General features: G+C 74.3%; 15 protein-coding genes and 1 pseudogene. 4 read left to right on the top strand and 12 right to left on the bottom strand.

Annotated features, from left to right (window positions below; all coding sequences use genetic code 11):
• Nucleotides 1-37 precede the first annotated feature (37 nt).
• The 3 genes from RMN56_RS21610 to rsgA all read right to left on the bottom strand — a co-directional run bounded on the left by RMN56_RS21610 (nucleotide 38) and on the right by rsgA (nucleotide 4916).
• Nucleotides 38-529, bottom strand: coding sequence for a Rieske (2Fe-2S) protein (locus tag RMN56_RS21610; protein WP_313719340.1), 492 nt, complete (start codon nucleotides 527-529; stop codon nucleotides 38-40).
• 153 nt (nucleotides 530-682) lie between these two features.
• Nucleotides 683-3628: an excinuclease ABC subunit UvrA gene (uvrA, locus tag RMN56_RS21605; RefSeq protein ID WP_313719339.1), complete on the bottom strand. Its 2946-nt coding sequence runs from the start codon at nucleotides 3626-3628 to the stop codon at nucleotides 683-685.
• Nucleotides 3629-3836: 208 nt separating this feature from the next.
• Nucleotides 3837-4916: a ribosome small subunit-dependent GTPase A gene (gene rsgA / locus RMN56_RS21600; protein WP_313719338.1), complete on the bottom strand. Its 1080-nt coding sequence runs from the start codon at nucleotides 4914-4916 to the stop codon at nucleotides 3837-3839.
• A 259-nt stretch (nucleotides 4917-5175) separates the two neighbouring features.
• Here rsgA and RMN56_RS21595 point away from each other — a divergent pair, with 259 nt between their 5' ends.
• Both RMN56_RS21595 and RMN56_RS21590 read left to right on the top strand, forming a co-directional pair.
• Nucleotides 5176-5892 carry a maleylpyruvate isomerase family mycothiol-dependent enzyme gene (locus RMN56_RS21595; RefSeq protein ID WP_313719337.1) on the top strand — a complete coding sequence of 239 codons (717 nt, stop codon included), beginning with the start codon at nucleotides 5176-5178 and terminating at the stop codon, nucleotides 5890-5892.
• An 8-nt stretch (nucleotides 5893-5900) separates the two neighbouring features.
• The gene (locus tag RMN56_RS21590) at nucleotides 5901-6554 is read left to right on the top strand and encodes an MBL fold metallo-hydrolase (RefSeq protein ID WP_313719336.1); all 654 of its coding nucleotides are present in this window, start codon (nucleotides 5901-5903) and stop codon (nucleotides 6552-6554) included.
• On the opposite strand, the pseudogene RMN56_RS21585 reads toward RMN56_RS21590, so the two are convergent.
• Together RMN56_RS21585 and RMN56_RS21580 are read right to left on the bottom strand one after the other, a co-directional pair.
• A pseudogene (locus tag RMN56_RS21585) lies at nucleotides 6537-7193 on the bottom strand (DedA family protein); the annotation flags it as partial. The gene RMN56_RS21590 and the pseudogene RMN56_RS21585 sit on opposite strands and share 18 nt — an antisense overlap.
• 91 nt (nucleotides 7194-7284) lie before the next feature.
• On the bottom strand, nucleotides 7285-7971 hold the full coding sequence (locus RMN56_RS21580) for a class I SAM-dependent methyltransferase (RefSeq protein WP_313719335.1): 687 nt from the start codon (nucleotides 7969-7971) through the stop codon (nucleotides 7285-7287).
• A 166-nt stretch (nucleotides 7972-8137) separates the two neighbouring features.
• Between RMN56_RS21580 and RMN56_RS21575 the strand changes: the two genes are divergently transcribed.
• Nucleotides 8138-8341 (top strand): cold-shock protein, encoded by a 204-nt coding sequence (locus RMN56_RS21575; protein WP_013287480.1) that lies wholly within the window; start codon nucleotides 8138-8140, stop codon nucleotides 8339-8341.
• Between the two features lie 51 nt (nucleotides 8342-8392).
• On the opposite strand, the gene RMN56_RS21570 is transcribed toward RMN56_RS21575, so the two are convergent.
• From RMN56_RS21570 to RMN56_RS21550, 5 genes are all read right to left on the bottom strand, one after another.
• Nucleotides 8393-9673, bottom strand: coding sequence for an MFS transporter (locus RMN56_RS21570; RefSeq protein ID WP_313719334.1), 1281 nt, complete (start codon nucleotides 9671-9673; stop codon nucleotides 8393-8395).
• Complete coding sequence (locus RMN56_RS21565) at nucleotides 9670-10245, bottom strand: ArsR/SmtB family transcription factor (RefSeq protein ID WP_313719333.1); 576 nt, start codon at nucleotides 10243-10245, stop codon at nucleotides 9670-9672. The genes RMN56_RS21570 and RMN56_RS21565 overlap by 4 nt, the downstream gene beginning before the upstream one ends.
• Before the next feature lie 97 nt (nucleotides 10246-10342).
• Nucleotides 10343-11251 (bottom strand): hypothetical protein, encoded by a 909-nt coding sequence (locus RMN56_RS21560; RefSeq protein WP_313719332.1) that lies wholly within the window; start codon nucleotides 11249-11251, stop codon nucleotides 10343-10345.
• Nucleotides 11252-11415: 164 nt separating this feature from the next.
• Nucleotides 11416-13071, bottom strand: a complete 1656-nt coding sequence (locus RMN56_RS21555) for a CocE/NonD family hydrolase (protein WP_313719331.1) — start codon at nucleotides 13069-13071, stop codon at nucleotides 11416-11418.
• 2 nt (nucleotides 13072-13073) lie between these two features.
• On the bottom strand, nucleotides 13074-13601 hold the full coding sequence (locus RMN56_RS21550; protein WP_313724820.1) for a MarR family winged helix-turn-helix transcriptional regulator: 528 nt from the start codon (nucleotides 13599-13601) through the stop codon (nucleotides 13074-13076).
• 138 nt (nucleotides 13602-13739) lie between these two features.
• Between RMN56_RS21550 and RMN56_RS21545 the strand changes: the two genes are divergently transcribed.
• Nucleotides 13740-15875, top strand: coding sequence for an MMPL family transporter (locus RMN56_RS21545; RefSeq protein WP_313719329.1), 2136 nt, complete (start codon nucleotides 13740-13742; stop codon nucleotides 15873-15875).
• Between the two features lie 49 nt (nucleotides 15876-15924).
• Here RMN56_RS21545 and RMN56_RS21540 read toward each other — a convergent pair whose 3' ends face one another.
• Both RMN56_RS21540 and RMN56_RS21535 read right to left on the bottom strand, forming a co-directional pair.
• The gene (locus RMN56_RS21540) at nucleotides 15925-16803 is read right to left on the bottom strand and encodes a lytic transglycosylase domain-containing protein (protein ID WP_313719328.1); all 879 of its coding nucleotides are present in this window, start codon (nucleotides 16801-16803) and stop codon (nucleotides 15925-15927) included.
• A 40-nt stretch (nucleotides 16804-16843) separates the two neighbouring features.
• Entirely contained in the window at nucleotides 16844-18289 is a 1446-nt protein-coding gene (locus RMN56_RS21535; protein WP_313719327.1) for a DedA family protein, read from the bottom strand.
• Between the last annotated feature and the right edge of the window lie 29 nt (nucleotides 18290-18318).

The raw sequence follows: 18318 nt of genomic DNA, 5'->3' as shown, positions 1-18318 counted from the left end.
GCCCCCGGTCGGGCGGGCGGGGGACGCGGCGGGACGGTCAGGCCAGGGTGATCTGCTCGCCGGTGACCTTGATGTTCTTCGGCGCGAGCGGCCTGGTCGCCGGGCCCTGCTTCACCGAGCCGTCGGTGATCGAGAACCGGCTGTTGTGGCAGGTGCAGTTGATGGTGCCGCCGTCGACGTTCGACACCGGGCAGCCCTGGTGAGTGCAGATCGGGTCGAAGGCCTTGAACTGGCCGGCCTCGGGCTGGGTGATCACGACACCCTGGCTGGCGAAGACCGCCCCGCCACCGACGGGGATGTCGGTGGTCCGGGCGAGCGGACCCTTGCTGTCCCGGTCGCCACCCTCGGGGTCGCCGGCGTTGGTGGCGCCGGGAGGGCCGGCGCTGGTGGGGGCCGGGCCGCCGGCCGTGTCGCCGGCGTCGTCACCGCAGGCGGTCAGCACCACGGCCGCCCCGACCGCGCCGGCGCCCGCCAGCAGGGTCCGGCGAGTCTGCCTCCCCGGCCCGGTCAGCACCTCGTCGTCACTCATGTCCGGCCTCTCTCTCGGCTGCCGCCACCCGTCGTGATCCGTGGCCTCACTTCACGACACGGATCACTCTTGCGCACGGTTCATACTGACGCGTCACGAAATGGATATCCGAAACGGGCGGGCCGTGGTCGGCCCGTCCGTCGTACCCGTCACTCAGCGCGCTGCCGCCGGCACCCTGCGGGTGCGGGGCTTCGCCGCGGCGCCGTTGGCCTTGGCCGCCCGGGTGGTGGCCGCCTTGGCGCCCTTGGCCGCGCCGTCGAGCTTGAGGATCGGCCGCAGGAACTGGCCGGTGTGGCTCTCCGGCACCTCGGCGACCTCCTCCGGCGTGCCGGTGGCGAGCACCGTGCCGCCGCGGTGGCCGCCCTCCGGGCCCATGTCGATGATCCAGTCGGCGGACTTGATCACGTCGAGGTTGTGCTCGATCGTGATCACGGTGTTGCCCTTCTCGACCAGGCCCTCCAGCACCATGAGCAGCTTGCGGATGTCCTCGAAGTGCAGGCCCGTGGTGGGCTCGTCGAGCACGTAGACCGTGCGGCCGGTGGAGCGCTTCTGCAGCTCGGAGGCGAGCTTGACGCGCTGCGCCTCGCCACCGGACAGCGTCGGCGCGGGCTGGCCGAGACGCACGTAGCCGAGGCCGACGTCGACAAGCGTCTTGAGGTGCCGGTGGATGGCCGGGATGGCGGAGAAGAACTCGGCCGCCTCCTCGATCGGCATGTCCAGGACCTCGGCGACCGTCCGGCCCTTGTAGTGCACCTCCAGGGTCTCCCGGTTGTAGCGGGCGCCCTTGCAGACCTCGCAGGGGACGTAGACGTCCGGGAGGAAGTTCATCTCGATCTTGATGGTGCCGTCGCCGGAGCACGCCTCGCAGCGCCCGCCCTTGACGTTGAACGAGAACCGGCCCGGGCCGTACCCCCGGACCTTGGCCTCGGTGGTCTCCGCGAAGAGCTTGCGGATGTGGTCCCAGACCCCGGTGTAGGTGGCCGGGTTGGAGCGCGGGGTGCGGCCGATCGGCGACTGGTCGACGCCGACGACCTTGTCGACGTGCTCCAGGCCGGTGATGCGGGTGTGTCGGCCGGGGACCAGCCGGGCGCCGTTGATCTGGTTGGCCAGCACCGCGTGCAGGATGTCGTTGACCAGCGTCGACTTCCCGGAGCCGCTGACCCCGGTGACCGCGATGAGCTGGCCGAGCGGGAAGCCCACGGTGAGGTTGCGCAGGTTGTGCTCGCGCGCCCCGTGCACCACCAGCTCGCGGCCCGGGGTCTGCGGCCGGCGGACGGCCGGGGTCGGGATCGACCTGCGCCCCGACAGGTACGCCCCGGTGACCGACTCCTCGTTCTCCAGCAGGGCCGGCACCGACCCGCTGTGCACGATCTTGCCGCCGTGCTCGCCGGCGCCCGGGCCGATGTCGACGATCCAGTCGGCGACCCGGATGGTGTCCTCGTCGTGCTCGACCACGATCAGCGTGTTGCCCAGCCCGCGCAGCCGCAGCAGCGTCTCGATGAGCCGGTGGTTGTCCCGCTGGTGCAGGCCGATGGAGGGCTCGTCCAGCACGTAGAGCACCCCGACCAGGCCGGAGCCGATCTGGGTGGCGAGCCGGATGCGCTGCGCCTCGCCGCCGGACAGGGTGCCGGCCGGGCGGTCCAGGGAGAGGTAGTCGAGCCCGACGTCGAGCAGGAACTTGAGCCGGGCGTTGATCTCCTTGAGCACCCGCTCGGCGATCATCTTCTGCCGGTCGGTCAGCTCGATGCCGGCGAGCAGGTCGGCGGCCTCACCGACGGAGAGGTTGCAGACCTCGGCGATGCTCTTACCGGCCAGGGTGACCGCGAGCACCTCGGGCTTGAGCCGGGTGCCGCCACAGGCCGCGCAGGGCACGTCGCGCATGTAGCCCTCGTACTTGTCCCGCGACCACTCCGACTCGGTGTCGGTGTGCCGGCGCTCGATCCACTGCATCACACCCTCGAAGCCGGTGTAGTAGGAGCGCTCGCGGCCGTACTTGTTGCGGTAGCGGACGTGCACCTGGTCGTCGGAGCCGTGCAGGATCGTCTTCTGCGCCCGGGACGGCAGCGCCCGCCACGGGGTGTCCACGTCGAAGTGCTGGGCCTCGCCGAGCGCCTCCAGCAGGCGCAGGAAGTATTCCAGGTTGTGCCCGGTCGCCCAGGGCTGGATGGCGCCCTCGCGCAGGGTGCGCTCCGGGTCCGGGATGACCAGCTCCGGGTCGACCTCCTTCTTGGTGCCCAGGCCGGTGCACTCCGGGCAGGCGCCGTAGGGCGCGTTGAAGGAGAAGACCCGGGGCTCCAGGTCCTCGATCGCCAGGGGGTGGTCGTTGGGGCAGGCCAGGTGCTCGGAGTAGCGGCGCTCCCGGGCCGGGTCGTCCTCGGCCAGGTCGACGAAGTCGAGCAGCACCAGGCCGCCGGAGAGGCCGAGCGCCGCCTCGACCGAGTCGGTCAGCCGCTGCTTGGCGCTGGGCTTGACGCTGAGCCGGTCGATGACCACCTCGATGGTGTGCTTCTCCTGCTTCTTGAGCTTCGGCGGCTCGGTCAGCGGATGCACCACGCCGTCGACCCGGGCCCGGGCGTAGCCCTTGGCCTGGAGCTCGGCGAAGAGGTCGACGTATTCGCCCTTGCGGCCGCGCACGACCGGGGCGAGCACCATGAACCGGGTGCCCTCGGCCATGGCCAGCACCCGGTCGACGATCTGCTGCGGGCTCTGCTTGGAGATGCGCTCGCCGCAGATCGGGCAGTGCGGCTCGCCGATGCGGGCGAAGAGCAGGCGGAGGTAGTCGTAGACCTCGGTGATGGTGCCGACGGTGGACCGCGGGTTGCGCGAGGTGGACTTCTGGTCGATGGAGACCGCGGGGCTGAGGCCCTCGATGAAGTCGACGTCGGGCTTGTCCATCTGGCCGAGGAACTGCCGGGCGTACGACGAGAGCGACTCGACGTAGCGGCGCTGGCCCTCGGCGAAGATGGTGTCGAACGCCAGGCTCGACTTGCCCGAACCGGAGAGCCCGGTGAAGACGATCAGGGCGTCCCGGGGCAGGTCGAGACTGACGTCACGCAGGTTGTGCTCGCGCGCGCCACGGATGATCAGTCGGTCGGCCACGGTGCGTGTGCTCCCGGAAGAAGATGGTGAGGCGGATCTGTCCGCCCGACGCGAGGTCTGAGCGGTTTTCGAGGGTTGTCGGGGCGCAGGGAAGACGCCTCGGCAACTCTAGCCCCGAGGTATGACAACTTCCGTCGCGCGGACATTCCCCCAGCTCAGCGCGGTCGGGCGGACACCGGCGTGGCCCGCCCGACCGCCCCGGTACCCGCTAGAGTCCCCCGGGTCCGGGCGGGGTCGCCGGACGCCCGGTCCGCCGCCGGCCGCCACGCCAGCCGCCCCGCCGCTCGGCGGCCAGCCGGACCTCCCGGCGCCGGCTCTCGTAGGCCACCTCGCGCTGGAGCCGGCGCCAGTTCTCCCACCGCCGGACCGGCAGCTCACCGGTCTCCAGGGCCTCCCGCACCGCGCAGGCCGGCTCGGCCTCGTGGGCGCAGTCGCCGTACCGGCAGTCGGCGGCCAGCTCGGCGATGTCGGCGAACGCCCGGTCCAGGCCGGCCGAGCCATCCAGCAGGCCGACGGCCCGCACGCCCGGCGTGTCCAGCACCGCTCCCCCGCCGGGGATCGGCACCAGCGCCCGCCAGGTGGTGGTGTGCCGGCCCTTGCCGTCGGACCGCCGGATCGCCTGCGTGCGCATCACGTCGGCCCCGGCCAGGGCGTTGACCAGGCTCGACTTGCCCGCGCCGGAGGGCCCGAGCAGGCCGAGCGTGCGCCCCGGCGCCACGTAGGGGCGCAGCGGGTCCAGCCCGGTGCCGCGCTCGGCGCTGACCGGCAGCACCGGCACCCCGGGCGCCAGGGCGGCGAGCTGCCGGGCCACGGCCGCCGGGTCGGGGGCCAGGTCGGCCTTGGTGAGCACGACGAGCGGCTCGGCGCCGGACTCATGCGCCAGGGAGAGCAGCCGCTCGATGCGGGCGGCGTCCGGCGCCGGGTGCACCGGCTCGACCACCGCGGCGGCGTCGAGGTTGGCGGCCAGCACCTGGCCGCTGGCGTCCTTGCCGGCGGTACGCCGGATCAGCGCGGTGCGGCGCGGCAGCACCGTCTCCACGGTGACCGGCCCGTCCGGCCACGTGGCCAGCAGCACCCAGTCGCCGGCGCAGGGCAGCGCGGTCAGGTCGCGGGCCGCCGCGGCCAGCAGGCCGCCGCCCAGGCTGGCCCGGACGGGCCCCTCCGGGCGGAGCACGGTGCAGACGCCGCGGTCGACGCGGGCCACCCGGCCCGGTCGGCGGTCAGTGCGTCGATTCGGGTACGCCGCCCGGTCGGCATCCCAGCCGAGGGCGGTCAGGTCGATGGTCATGTTGTCCTCATCGGTGTCGAGGGGGTTCCTGGCGGATCACGCGTGCTACGGCCGGCATGCTCACCACCACCTCCGCTCCGACTCCCGGTGCCGCGCTCTGCGACGACGTCAGCTCGGGCGCGGTCTGACGCCCCGCCGCGACCTGAAACCGTCGGCACCGACCGTAGAGGGCGCGTCGACGCGCCGAAAGCGATTTCCCCGGCGACGCGACGGCGGCCGACCGCTAGGGTCGGTGCGTGAGCACGACTGGGGTGACGGCATGACGAGCGATCCTCTCCTGCTGACCGGTGAGCTGGACGAGGCGAGCGCCCGGCTGCTGCGTACCGTGGCCGCCCTGGGCGCCGACGACATGGCCGCGCCGTCGCTGCTGCCGGGCTGGACGCGCGGGCACGTCCTGACCCACCTGTCCCGCAACGCCGACGGCTTCGTCAACCTGCTGACCTCCGCGCGCACCGGCGAGGCGATCCCGATGTACGTCAGCCCCGAGGCCCGGTCGGCCGACATCGAGGCCGGCGCGGGCCGCGGGCCGGCCGACCTCGTGGACGACCTGCGTCGCAGCTCGCAGCGGTTCACCGCGGCGGTCGCCGAGATGCCGGTGGAGGCGTGGGGTGCCACCGTGCAGACCCGGCGCGGCCCGTGGCCGGCGGCGATGCTGGTCTGGGGCCGGCTGCGCGAGGTCGAGGTGCACCACGTCGACCTGGGGGCCGCCTACCGGCCGGCCGACTGGCCGGACGCGTTCGCCCAGCGGCTGTTGCACGAGGTGGTGGCCGGCCTCGCCGGCAACCCGGAGGCGCCGGCCATGGTGCTGCGCTTCGACGGCGTCCGCCAGGAACTCGTCGTGGGTGACCCCGAGGGGGCGCCCACCGTCACCGGCCCCGCGCCGGAACTCGCCGCCTGGCTGACCGGCCGCAGCGCGGGCGAGGTGCTCACCGTCACTCCCGCCGGTCCCCTGCCGACTCCACCGGAATGGATCTGAACACCGTCATGACCTACAACGGAGACGTCACGCCCGGCGGTGCGCCGGCCGTGCGCGAGCTCGACCGGCTCGCCATCACGAAGCTGTCGGTGGGCCCCATGGACAACAACGCCTACCTGTTGCGCTGCCGGGAGACCGGCGAGCAGGTGCTGATCGACGCCGCGAACGAGGCGCCGCGCCTGCTCGACCTGGCCGGTGCCGACGGGCTGGCCGCGGTGGTCACCACCCACCGGCACATGGACCATTGGGTCGCCCTGGAGGAGGTGGTCGCCAAGACCGGCGCCCGCCCGCTGGTGCACGCGGACGACGCCGAGGGGCTGCCGATCGACGCCGAGCCGCTGCGCGAGGGCGACACGGTCCCGGTCGGCGACTGCGCGCTGGAGGTGATCCACCTCAAGGGGCACACGCCGGGTTCGATCGCGCTGCTCTACCGTGACCCGTCCGGCGTGCCGCACCTGTTCACCGGGGACTCGCTCTTCCCCGGTGGGGTCGGCAACACCGAGCAGGACCCGGAGCGGTTCGGCCAGCTCATCGACGACGTGGAGCGGAAGCTCTTCGGCCGGCTGCCGGACGAGACCTGGTTCTACCCGGGCCACGGCAAGGACAGCACGCTCGGCGCCGAGCGCCCCGCGCTGCCGCAGTGGCGGGCCCGCGGCTGGTGACCGCGGCGGGCTGGCCTGCTCGGCCCGGTCGGCGGCGGTCAGCGCGCGGAGCCGGTGCCGGGTGCCGAGCAGCACCGGCACGGCGAGCAGCAGGCCGACCGCCATGGTGAGCACTGTCGGGTTCGGCGCGCCGGGCAGCAGCCCGGTCAGCGTCCGCGCCGTGATGCCGAGGGCCACGTAGAGGCCGGCCCAGAGCGTCGCGCCGAGCGCCGCGCTGACCGCGAACCGCCGGTAGGACATCCGCAGGCCGCCGGCGGCGAGAGGCAGCAGCGCGTTGAACACCGGCAGGAACGGCGCCACCAGCACGATCCGCCCGCCGCCCCGGCGCAGCAGCGTCTCCGCGGCCGCCCAGCGCGACTCGCCGATCCAGTCACCGAGTCGGCTGCGCCGCAGCCGCTCGCCCCAGCGCCGCCCGGCGAGGAAGCTCAACGACCAGCCGGCCAGGCACCCGGCCACCACGGCCACGACGGTCGCCAGCCCCGTCGCCGGCCGCCCCGCGCCGACCGCGGCGAGCACCGCGGCGTCGCCGGGGACCAGCACCCCGAGCAGGGGTACGGCGTCGGCGAGCATCACCACGCCCAGCATCCCCATGAGCAGGGTGGTGGGCAGCTCCCCGACCTGGGCCAGCAGATCCGTCATGCTCCGTACGCTAGGGCCCCGGGGCGACCCGGCACATCGGGTTTGCTCCCCACCGGTCCCCCGAGTCCGCCTCCGGATGATCCCTGAGGGGTCAGCGGGGGCGGAGCACCTGGACCCGGCGGACCGGGGAGTCGACCGAGGGTTCGGTGACCGGCACCGGATAGCTAGCCACCAGCTGCAGCCGGTCCGGCGGCAGGTGCCCCCGGTCCGGGTCGCCGACCAGCACCTGGACGCCGCGGTCGGCGGCCCGTTGCAGGTACGGCAGCATCCGCGCGGCCAGCGCCTCGTCGTAGAGGACGTCCCCGGCCAGCACGAGGTCGGCGGTGGCGGTGCTGTCCAGCAGGTCGTCCCCGGTGGCGGCGACGGTCACCCGGTTGGCCCGGGCGTTGACCGTCACGGCCGCCACCGCCCACGGGTCGACGTCGTTGGCGACCACCCGGTCGGCGCCGGCGAGCGCGGCGGCGATGGCGACCAGCCCGGAGCCGGCGGCCAGGTCGAGCACCCGCCGCCCGGCGACCAGTTCGGGGTGGTCGAGAAGGTGCCGGGCGAGCGCCTGCCCCCCGGCCCAGACGGAGGCCCAGTAGGGCGGCGGCAGGGGCCGGCCGGCCGCCGCCTCCATCCGGGCCCACCAGAGAATGGCGTCCTCGGCGAGGTGCAGGCGCACCTCCGGCACGAACGGCGCGTCGACCAGCCGCAGCCGGTCCAGGCCGTCGCCGGGCGCCGCGATCTCCCGTTCCAGGTCGGCCAGCGGCGTCGGTGTCCTCACCGGGGCAAGCATGCCCCTCGCCGCCCCGGGCCGGGGGGACTTTCCCGCTGGCGGCGTAATCATGGGCCACGCCGGCACTTCCGCCAGCGGATCGCGGTTCGGGCGGTTACTGTCGGGAAGGTAAAGGGCGATCACCGGCGGCGACCGGTGCTCACCCGCATTGAACAGGGAGAGACGCATGGCAACCGGCACGGTCAAGTGGTTCAACTCGGAAAAGGGCTTCGGCTTCATCGAGCAGGACGGCGGAGGTCCGGACGTGTTCGTCCACTACTCGGCCATTCAATCCAGCGGCTACCGCGAGCTGAACGAGGGCCAGAAGGTCGAGTTCGAGGTGACCCAGGGGCAGAAGGGTCCGCAGGCGGACAACGTCCGTCCGATGTAGCTTCGTGCCGGTGGCGGCGGTCGGTTGTCCGACCGCCGCCGCAGCGCATCCTCAGGCGGGGGCCGCCGGCAGGTCACGGTGCCGCCGCAGCGGCCCGGCGAGCAGGATGAGCGGCGTCAGCGCGAGCCAGGCGGTCATCACGCGGATCGCCCCGGCCGGGCCCCACACGGCGCCCAGCGTGCCGGCCAGCAGCGCGGCGAGCGGGATGGTGCCGTAGTTGAGCAGCTGCATGCTCACGGTCACCCGCCCGAGCAGCCCGTGCGGCGTGTACGTCTGCCGGAAGCTGCCCTTCACCACGTTGCCGACGGCGACGCCCAGGCTGACCAGCGCGCCGCCGAGCACCAGCCAGCCCACCCGGCCGCCCGGGCCGGCCAGGGGGATGAGCAGCGCGGGCGGTCCGGCGAGCGCGCCCGCGGCGAGCAGGGCGCGGGCCGAGCCGAGCCGCCGTGCGAGCCCGGTGGCCAGGGCGGCGCCGACGAGCCCGCCCACGCTGGCCAGTCCGATGAGGAGCCCGACCAGCCCGGCGGGCAGCCCGGCGGAGCGGACCAGGAAGACCACGAGCACGGCCTGGTAGCCGCTGAGCCCGATGTTGCTGGCCGCGCCGAAGACCGTCAGCACCCGCAGGTACGGGTCGCGGACGACGAAGCGCAACCCGTCGGCCACCTCCCGGCGCAGCGAGGTCGGCCCGGCGGGACGGCCCGGGCGGGGCTCGACGGCCCGGATGCGGCTCAGGCAGGCCGCGGAGACCAGGAAGCTGACGGCGTCGAGCAGGACCGCGGTCACCGCGCCGGCGAGCTGGGCGATGAGGCCGGCCAGTCCGGGGCCGACGAGGTAGCTCGCCGTCTGCGTGGCGTGCAGCCTGGCGTTGCCCTCGGGCACCTGCTCGGGGCGCAGCAGGGTGGGCAGGTAAACCTGGTCGGCGGTCTCGAAGAACACCCGGGCCAGGCCGGCGCCGAGGGCGACGACCAGGAGCTGGCCGACGGTGAGCAGGTCGAGCAGGGCGGCCACCGGGACGCTGGCGAACAGCGCCGCCGAGACGAGGTCGGCGGCGATCATCACGGGCCGCCGGCGGACGCGGTCGACCCAGGCGCCGGCGGGCAGGCCGGCCAGCAGCCAGGGCAGCCAGGCCGCCGCCGTGAGCACCGCCACCTGGAACGTGGTCGCGTCGAGCACGGCCACCGCAACGAGGGGCAGGGCCACGGCGGTCACGTTGCTGCCCACGGCGCTGACCGTCTGCCCGGCCCAGAGCAGCCGGAAGTCGCGGTGCCGGAGCAGGCCGCCGCGGGGCCGGGGATCGGTGTCCGGCGCGGTCACGCGGGCCGGGGCGGTCACGGCTGGCCCGGCACGCCGTGGGCGAACAGGAAGACCGGCTCGCGTCGCTGCCCGTCGTCGGGGGCGGGGCGGTCGGCCCAGCGGGCGAGCAGGTCGTTGATCTCGTCGCTGAGCTGGGCCAGCTCCGCCGGGGTCAACCGCAGCCACTTGTCGGTGCTGAACGGGCCGTCGCCCCATGCGGCGTGGTCCTCGTCGGGCGCGGCGTGCCAGGCCCGGACCAGGGCGACGTGCCGGTCCAGGTTCAGTGAGCTGGCCGCGTCGGCCACCGCCCGGGCGGCGGGGTCGGCGTCGAAGTCGGTGTTGGACCAGCGCACCCCCCGGTCGCGGAGCCGCCACCAGCGTTCCCGGCGGTCCCGGGCCAGCTCGGGCGCCTCCAGCACGAGGTCGGCGCCGCCGAGGACCTTGAGGTGGTGGCTGACGTTGGCGGGGGCCTGGCCGGTGCGCTCGGCGAGCTGGCCGACGGTGCAGGGGCCGTACACCTTGAGGACGTCCATGAGGCGGCGCCGCAGCGGGTGGGCGAGCGCGGCGAGGACGCGGGAGTCGGTGACGTGCCGGACGGTGGGCTGATCCATACGGAGAGGATGGCATCCGCAAGAACTATTGCGCAATACCTCTTGCCTAAGTTCCGGCCCGGGACCGCGGCGCGGCACTCGCCGCGGGCCGGGTCGATCAGGTGGTCAGCCGCCGGGACAGCTCGTCGGCGACGTCGCGGGCGATCTGCGGCGGGATGGCCTCGGCGATCTTCTCCGGCGGCAGCCCGGCGAGCACCCCGGTGACGATCTGCTGCTCGTCGGTGAAGTCCTTGGTGGACAGACCGGTCACCTGGGCGACGAGCGCCGGCCAGGCCCGCGCCATGGCCAACATGAGCTGCAGGGGCGAGTTCGCCTGGGGCGGGGCGACCAGGCCCGTGGAGTTGACCGGGGAGACCAGCCAGTTGCGCAGGTTCTCCAGGTCGGCCAGGACGTTGCCGACCGTTCGGTTCGGGTATCCGGTGTTGTCGATGAGCTTGTCGGTCTGTTCCATGCCGGTCTCCGGTTTCGCTGGGGCGATCAGGCCGATCGCGGTCAGGTAGCGACGGAACAGCGGGGTCTGGTCCCGGCCCGCCTTGGTGGAGTCACGGAAGAAGCTGAAGTGGGTGTGGAACAGGTGGCTGTTGTCCCCGGTGGTGCGCTTGCCCAGCCGGTCCCACCGCTTCACGGTGCTGCCGTCCGGGGAGTAGATGATCTCCCGGATGTCCCGGGCGTCCGCGGCGCCCGCGACACACTGCGACACGAACCAGGTGGAGAAGGTACGCAGGTTGTGCGTCGCGCCGCCGGACGTGACCGAGAACGTCCCGACGTCCAGCGCGGACGCGTGCAGGGTCAGGCCGGAGGAGTCCCGGGGCGACTCCACCACCGAGTAGTCCCGGGCCACCACCCGGTCTGATCCGCAGTGGTATCCGCCCCGGTGGTTGGGGTCGCCCACGATGCCGACCTCGGCCGGCTCCAGGTCCTGACTCCGTACGGTGTTCTTGTCGACGTTGAGATAGGTGAGCAACAGGTTGCGGACGGCCAACAGGTTCGCCGGAGCCGACGTCATGGGATCTCCCCTCCGGATCGATGGCCGGCGGGCACGACGATCACTGCGCGTGAACGCGCACGATCCGGGGACGCGCCCCGCCGGGCAACTGCACGGCACCGGGCACTTGCATGGAGGATATCCACACTCGCAGGTGAATGCCCAGCTCAGAGCGCTATCTGGAACTATGGGGCGACTGTGGACGCCACCGGAACCATCGGCAGCACCAAGGCCGAAGGATGCTCGGAATCGTGCAGCACCTCCCGCCAACCAGCACGAAGAGTGACGGCAGTGCCGAGCGGCTCGCCGGTTCCCGGGTTCCGTGCGTAGCGCGGGTGGGCGCCGCCGGAGACCTGGACGCGCAGCCGGTGCCCGGGCGCGAAGCGGTGTGCGGTCGGCCAGAGGGTGACCGGCACCCGGACCACACCGGACGGATCACGCGGGAAGCGCCCGGGCGCGACCCGGACCAGCCCGTCGCAGACGTTCCAGGACCGCCCCCGCCGGTCGACGTCGCAGAGCCGGACGAAGACGTCCAGGTAGGACAGCTCGCTGCGGACGTGGATCTCGGCGCGCACCGGGCCGACCACCTCGACCGGCCCGTCCAGCGGTGCGCTCGTGTAGGTCAGCACGTCCGGCCGGGCCTCCACCGGCCGGTTGTCCACGGCGCCGGCCCGCTGGGCGACCAGGAGCGGGCCGCCGAGCGACGGCGTGGGGTCGGCCGGGTCGTAGTGGACCCGGTCGGGTGCGGAGCCGGCGGGCGGCGCGGGGGCGAGCGCGCGGCCGGGGTGCAGGTGCCAGCGGGTCGGCTCGGCCGGCGGGGGCCAGTCGGGCAGGTCACGCCAGCCGCCGCCGGCACCGCCGACGTGCACCCGGACCGGCGCGCGGCCCGGCGCCGGGCGCCCGGCCAGGTGCTCGTCGAGCCAGTCGAGGCCCTCGCGCAGGGCCGCCACGAGCAGCCCGGGGCTGCCGTGGGTCCACGGGCCGATCGTCAGCCGGGGGCGGGCGCCGGCCGCCCGGAGCCGGGCGTAGTCGTCGAGCTGCGCGGGGAGGAAGATGTCCTGCCAGCCGCTGACCATCGCCACGGGCGCGCGGACCTCGGCGATCCGGTCGCCGAAGATCCGGGTCCGCCAGTAGTCGGCGTCCGGCGTGTGGTGGCGCAGCCACTCCTGGAAGAACGGCACGGTCGCCCCGGTGGCGATCCGGTCCGCCTCGGCCAGCGGCAGGTGGGCCAGCGCGCGGGTGAGCCGGGGCTGCCCGCGCTTGAGCTCCCACTGCCGGGCCAGCCAGGGCACGGTCTGCGCTTGGAGCAGCTCCGCCCAGGTGAGCACCGTGTCCAGGGCGAACGACTCCCCCGCGTACGTCGAGTCGCGGGTGGCCGAGGCGGTGACCACGGCGACCATGGCGCGCAGCTCGTCGGCCGCCTCGGCGGCGAGCGCCCACTGCACGAACCCCTGGTAGCTGGCGCCGAACATGCCGAACGCGCCGGTCCACCAGGGCTGCCGGCGCAGCCAGTCGAGGGTGTCCAGGCCGTCGTCGCGCTCGTGCACCAGCGGGGCGAACTCGCCGCCGGAGCCGAACGTGCCCCGGCAGGACTGGATCACCACGTGGTAGCCGCGCTCGGCCAGGAGGCGGCCGAGCAGCCGGACGGGACCGCCCCGCCCGTACGGGGTGCGGATCAGCACGCAGGCCGCCCCGGGCAGGTCCGGGGCGTAGTGGTCGGTGCGCAGCGTCACCCCGTCGCGGACCCGGACCGGGAGGTCCCGGGTGACCGTGATCCGCCGGGCCTGGGCGGCGGGCAGCCGCAGCGCCGCCGCGGCGAGCCGGGTGACGACGCCCTGCACGCTCAGTCCGCGGCGGGTTCCGGCGTGCCGCGCCCCGGCTCGCCTCGGGCCGCGCGCACGGCGTCGCGGTGCTCGCGCATCGAGACCACCATCTCGGCCAGGAACCGGTGCACGACGGCCAGCTCGTCGTCACTGAACCGGGCCATCACCTCGTCGGTCCGCCGGCCGAGCGGGCCGAAGAAGCTGCGGGCCAGGGTGGCGCCCCGGTCGGCGTAGTGCAGGAGGACCTTGCGCCGGTCGGCGGTGTCCCGGTCGCGCCGGATGTGCCCGCCACGCTCCAGCCGGTCGATGAGCGCGGTCACCGACCCGGAGGAGAGGTTGAGCGCCTCACCCAGCCGGCCGGGGGTGATCGGGTCGCCGAGCAGCTCGGCGTCCATCACCGCGATGAGGGCGTGCAGGTCGGTGGCGTTGAGGCCGTGCAGGCCGGCGAACGCGTGCCCGATGTGCTGCGCGTCCACCGAGTAGCGGCGCAGGTCGTTGGTGATGTCGGCGATCATCCGCCCGCGCGGGTCGTCCCGCCGCCGGTACATGCTCTGCGCCACGTCTCGCCGCTTCCCCCCTGCCCGGACCGTCCGCTTGCAGCATAGGACCTCCACCGATAATCTCGCTTATCAAGATACTTGGTAAGCGAGAGTCGTCGCCGCAAACGATCACCAGAGGGCACCCCGATGTCACTGTTCACCCGCGTCGCCCGGGGCCGGCTGGCCGCCTGGCTCACCGTGGCCGCCGCGCTCGTCGTCGGCGCGGTCGTCATCGGCCTCCCCCGCCCCGACAACCCCGATCCCGTCTCGGCCACCGGCCTCTCGGTGCAGTGGGAGTCGACCCAGGTCGAGCGCCTCCAGGACCAGTTGCCGGACAGCGACGTGCAGCCCGCGGTCGTGGTGGTCAGCCGCGCCGACCGGACACCGCTGGCCGCGGCCGACCGGGCCGCGCTCGACGGCGCGTCCGCCGAGCTGGGCCGGCTCGCCGCCGGCGGGAAGGTGGCGCCTGCCCAGTTCTCCCCCGACGGCACCGTGGCGCTGGTCGCCGTGCCGCTGGCCACCGCCGGCGGCCAGGAGGCCGTGGTGGACGAGGTGGCCCGGCTCCGCGCGGCGCTGGCCGACCTGCCCGACGCGCTGACCGTCGAGGTGACCGGCGCCCCGGCCTTCACCGCCGACCTCAGCAAGGTCTTCGACGGCGCCGACATCACCCTGCTCGCGGTCACGGCCGGCGTCGTGGCGCTGCTGCTGCTGATCACCTACCGCAGCCCGTTCCTGTGGATCGTGCCGCTGCTGGTCGTCGGCGCGACCGAGCAGCTCACCCTGCGAGCCGTCGACACGATCGTGCCCGCGCTCGGCATCCACCTCCAGGAGGGCCAGGTCACCGGCATCGCGAGCGTGCTCGTCTTCGGCGCCGCGACCGACTACGCGCTGCTGCTCATCGCCCGCTACCGGGAGGAACTGCACCGCGAGGAGAACCGGTTCACCGCCATGCGCGCCGCGCTGCGCCGCACCGCCGAGCCGATCCTGGCCAGCGGCTCGACCGTGGTGCTCGGCGTGCTCACCCTGCTGCTGTCCGAGCAGGAGACCAACCGGGCGCTCGCGGTGGCCTGCGCCACCGGCGTGGTCCTCGCCATGCTCTCCGCGCTCTTCGTGCTCCCTGCCGCCCTGGTGCTCTTCGGACGGGGGCTGTTCTGGCCGTTCGTACCCCGGGTCGGCGACACGGCCCGGGACGGCCGGGTCTGGGGCCGGCTCGGCCTCGCCGTCGCGCGCCGCCCGCTGCCCGTCGCCGCGCTGTCCGTCCTGCTCCTCGCCGCCCTCGCCCTCGGCGGCCTGGGCATCCGCACCGGGCTGTCCGAGACCGAGCAGTTCCGGGTGAAGCCGGAGGCGGTGGCCGGCGCCGAGACCCTGGCCCGGGCCTTTCCGGCCGGCGCCACCCAACCGGTCGCCGTGCTCACCAACCCGGGCGCGGCACCGGCGGTGCTGGCCGCCGCCGGCGCGGTCGACGGGGTCGCCTCCGCCCGGCCCGGCGCCGCCGGCGACCGGGTCGCCCAGGTCGACGTGGTGCTGGCGGCCGAACCGGGCACCGCCGCCTCGGACCGGACCGTCGAGGCGCTGCGTGGCGCGGTCGCCGCCGTGCCGGACTCCGCGCCGCCCGCGGTCACCGGCGCCGACGCCCCGGACGGCGCGCTGGTCGGCGGTACGGTGGCCGCCACCTACGACTCGGACCGGGCGAACACGAAGGACCTCTGGCTGATCCTGCCGATCATCCTGCTGCTGGTCGGGGCGGTGCTGGTGCTGCTGCTGCGCGGGCTGCTCGCACCGGTGCTGCTGGTGCTGACGGTCATCGCGTCGTTCTTCGCCAGCCTCGGCGCGGCCTGGCTGCTGTTCGACCGGGTGCTGGGCTTCCCGGCGCTGGACAGCGGGGTGCTGCTGCTCGCCTTCGTGTTCCTGGTGGCGCTCGGCGTGGACTACAACATCTTCCTGGTCACCCGGGCCCGCGAGGACGCGCGCCGGACCGGCACCCGGGACGGGATGCGCTCCGCGCTGCGGGTCACCGGCGGGGTCATCACCAGCGCGGGCGTGCTGCTCGCGGCGGTCTTCGCCGTGCTCGGCGTGCTGCCGCTGATCACCCTCACCCAGATCGGGATCATCGTCTGCGTCGGCGTCCTGCTGGACACGCTGCTGGTCCGCACCGTGCTGGTGCCGGCGCTGGCCTTCCTGCTCGGCGACCGGTTCTGGTGGCCGGGGCGGATCGTCCGCGAACCCGGCGCCCCCGCGCAGGACGCCACGGCGGCGGTCACGCCGGCCGGCACGCGGGACTGAGACGGCCGGGGCCCCGGCGATCCTCCGCCGGGGCCCCGTTCTCGTCCGCTCAGTAGCTGAGGCAGACGCACTCCGTCATCAGCGCCCGCACGTTGCGCACGTACTGCGGGTTCGGGATGGCCAGCGGCTCGCCCTCACGGGCCACCGCGCCGTGCCCGTAGTTGTACGCCGCGATCACCGCGTTGAGCAGACAGGAGTTCAGTTCCGACGTGCAGAGCGAGGCGTCCAGCCGGTAGTCCGACTCGAAGTACATGTCGCCGATGTACTTGGTGAGCCAGGCCAGGTAGGTGCCGCCCAGGTAGGCGTTGTCGCGGTAAGCATCGATGTCGTACGACTGGCCGAACCGCTGGTTCATCCAGTCCGCGGTGGCCGGCATGACCTGCATGAGCCCGATGCCCCCGTCGCAGGCCACGATGTTGGACTGCCAGCCGCTCTCCTGCCAGGCGGTCGCCTTCATCAGGGCCAGCGGGATCTTGATGTCCGGCGCGGAGGTGGGCCAGTAGGTGCGCGCCGCCGCGTCGGACAGCGCCGACTTCACCTGGCTGCGGGTCGCCTGGGTGCCCCGGTAGCTGGGCTGGCACCCGCTCGCCGGCGGCTTCGGCGGGGGCGGCGGCACCTGGGTCTCGGTGGGTGGCTTCGGCTTGGCGAGCGGGCCGGTGGTGGTGCGGGTCGGCTTCGGCTTCGGCTTCGACGACGCGCTCGGGCTGGGCTTGGCGCTGGGCTTCCCGCCCATGGCCGCGACCGCCGGCGGTTCGTCGCTCGGCAGGTCGGCGGGGCCGTCCGCCGGCGCGTCGACGGGCGCCTCGCTGGGCAGCTCCACCGCCACCTCGCGGGTCGGCCCGTCGCCGTCGCCGCACCCGGTGACCACGGTCGCCGCCAGCACCGCGGCGACCGCCGCCGTGGCCCAGCGGCCCACTCCTCGACGCATCAGACCTCCCCCGTGGTCGTCCGCCGCACCCTAGCAGGGATCAACGGGCCGGCGGGGTACCCGCGACGCCGCCGGGGAGGGCCCGCGGCCGCGGCGATCCGTCCCCTGTGGCCAGCCCGTCCGCGCCGGGCGGCGCGTCGTCCCCGCCGACCGCGTGGTCCCGGGTGGCCCAGGCGACCACGAGCACGGTGACCCAGGCCGCACCGAGCAGCACCGACGTCGCGGTGCCGCTGGCCGTGCTCCACCCCAGGTAGAGCCGGGCGCCGGTGACGGCGACCACGCCGGCCAGGGCGCCCGTCCAGACCGCCACCGCCACCGGCCAGCGGGCGCCCCGGGACAGCAGCCACGCGAGGGTGCCGAAACTCGCCGTGACCACCGCGTTCTGGGTGGGCAGCAGGTCCGGAGCGCCGTCCGGGCCGCCCGGTGCGGTCACGCCGGCGACCACGACCAGCACCACCAGCGGCACGAACGCCCCCACCGTGCCGAGGACGCTGAGCAGGTCGGCCCGCCACGGCCGGCTCCGCCAGGCCACCACCGCCGCCACGAGGGCCACCGCGGCGATCAGCACCCAGCCGCGCAGCACCGAGACCGCGGCCAGCGCCGTGTCGGCCACCCCGGGGGTACGCCGGGCGGCGAACCAGTCCGCGACGAGCCCGTCGAGCACCCCGAGCCCGCTGTGCCGGACCACGGCCTCCAGCACCGCTGCGACGGCCAGCCCGGCGGCGAACAGCAGCAGCAGGCCGGCCGCCAGGTTGATCAGCAGCGTCCCGGCCGGGCCGAACCGCATGGCGAGCAGGAAGAACAGCACCCCGTAGCGGGCGCGCAGCCAGCGCAGCGGTGGCAGGGCGGCGGCGCGGGCGGCCAGCGCCCGCGCCGGGTCCGGGTTGCGACCCAGCCAGCGGCCGGCCAGCACCACCCCGATGAGGCAGACCAGCAGCACGAGCACCGCGCCGGTGGCCCGGCCCAGGAACCGGGACACCCGCTCATAGGACTCACCGGCGGCGTAACCGACCAGCACGGACGCCCCCACCCAGCTCACCACCCCGGCCAAGTTCCACGGGGCGAACCGCCGGTACGGCAGGCCCGCCGCGCCGGCCAGCCGGGGCGCCAGGGTGCGGGCGAAGGCCACCCAGCGGGCGGCCAGCACACCCCGGCCGCCGAGGCGGTCGAGCAGCGAGTCGGCGCGCCGCCACCGGTGCGGCCCGATCCGGGCACCGAGGCCGGAGGCGCGCAGTTTCGGCCCGTACCGCCGGCCGGCGCGATAGGCGAGTGTGTCTCCGATCACGGCGGCCGCCGTCATGGCCAGCAGCGCCGGAATAATCCGCAGCGTCCCCGCGTAGGCTAAGAAGCCGACCAGCAGCAGGGTCGCCTCACCCGGCACCAGCAGCCCGAAGATCACCGCGGTTTCGCCCGCGACGATTGTCGCGGCGACCAGGTAGATCAGCAGAGGCGGCAGCTCCTGCAGCCAGTTCAGCAGGTCAGGCATCCGGTCCCCCGCACGGGAGCCAGCATGCC

The sequence above is a fragment of the Micromonospora halotolerans genome, assembly GCF_032108445.1.
Classification (GTDB): domain Bacteria; phylum Actinomycetota; class Actinomycetes; order Mycobacteriales; family Micromonosporaceae; genus Micromonospora; species Micromonospora halotolerans.
Note: the sequence above shows the minus strand (reverse complement) of the source record. Positions and strands in the feature narration are given on the sequence as shown.

Excerpts from the sequence above, each read along its gene's own strand:
- RMN56_RS21540 (WP_313719328.1), bottom strand. The coding sequence starts at position 16,803 with ATGCGTCGAGGAGTGGGCCGCTGGGCCACGGCGGCGGTCGCCGCGGTG.
- RMN56_RS21575 (WP_013287480.1), top strand. The coding sequence starts at position 8,138 with ATGGCAACCGGCACGGTCAAGTGGTTCAACTCGGAAAAGGGCTTCGGC.
- rsgA (WP_313719338.1), bottom strand. The coding sequence starts at position 4,916 with ATGACCATCGACCTGACCGCCCTCGGCTGGGATGCCGACCGGGCGGCG.
- RMN56_RS21560 (WP_313719332.1), bottom strand. The coding sequence starts at position 11,251 with ATGACGTCGGCTCCGGCGAACCTGTTGGCCGTCCGCAACCTGTTGCTC.
- RMN56_RS21535 (WP_313719327.1), bottom strand. The coding sequence starts at position 18,289 with ATGCCTGACCTGCTGAACTGGCTGCAGGAGCTGCCGCCTCTGCTGATC.
- RMN56_RS21565 (WP_313719333.1), bottom strand. The coding sequence starts at position 10,245 with ATGGATCAGCCCACCGTCCGGCACGTCACCGACTCCCGCGTCCTCGCC.
- RMN56_RS21580 (WP_313719335.1), bottom strand. The coding sequence starts at position 7,971 with ATGCTTGCCCCGGTGAGGACACCGACGCCGCTGGCCGACCTGGAACGG.
- RMN56_RS21595 (WP_313719337.1), top strand. The coding sequence starts at position 5,176 with ATGACGAGCGATCCTCTCCTGCTGACCGGTGAGCTGGACGAGGCGAGC.
- RMN56_RS21550 (WP_313724820.1), bottom strand. The coding sequence starts at position 13,601 with ATGTACCGGCGGCGGGACGACCCGCGCGGGCGGATGATCGCCGACATC.
- RMN56_RS21590 (WP_313719336.1), top strand. The coding sequence starts at position 5,901 with ATGACCTACAACGGAGACGTCACGCCCGGCGGTGCGCCGGCCGTGCGC.
- RMN56_RS21610 (WP_313719340.1), bottom strand. The coding sequence starts at position 529 with ATGAGTGACGACGAGGTGCTGACCGGGCCGGGGAGGCAGACTCGCCGG.
- RMN56_RS21545 (WP_313719329.1), top strand. The coding sequence starts at position 13,740 with ATGTCACTGTTCACCCGCGTCGCCCGGGGCCGGCTGGCCGCCTGGCTC.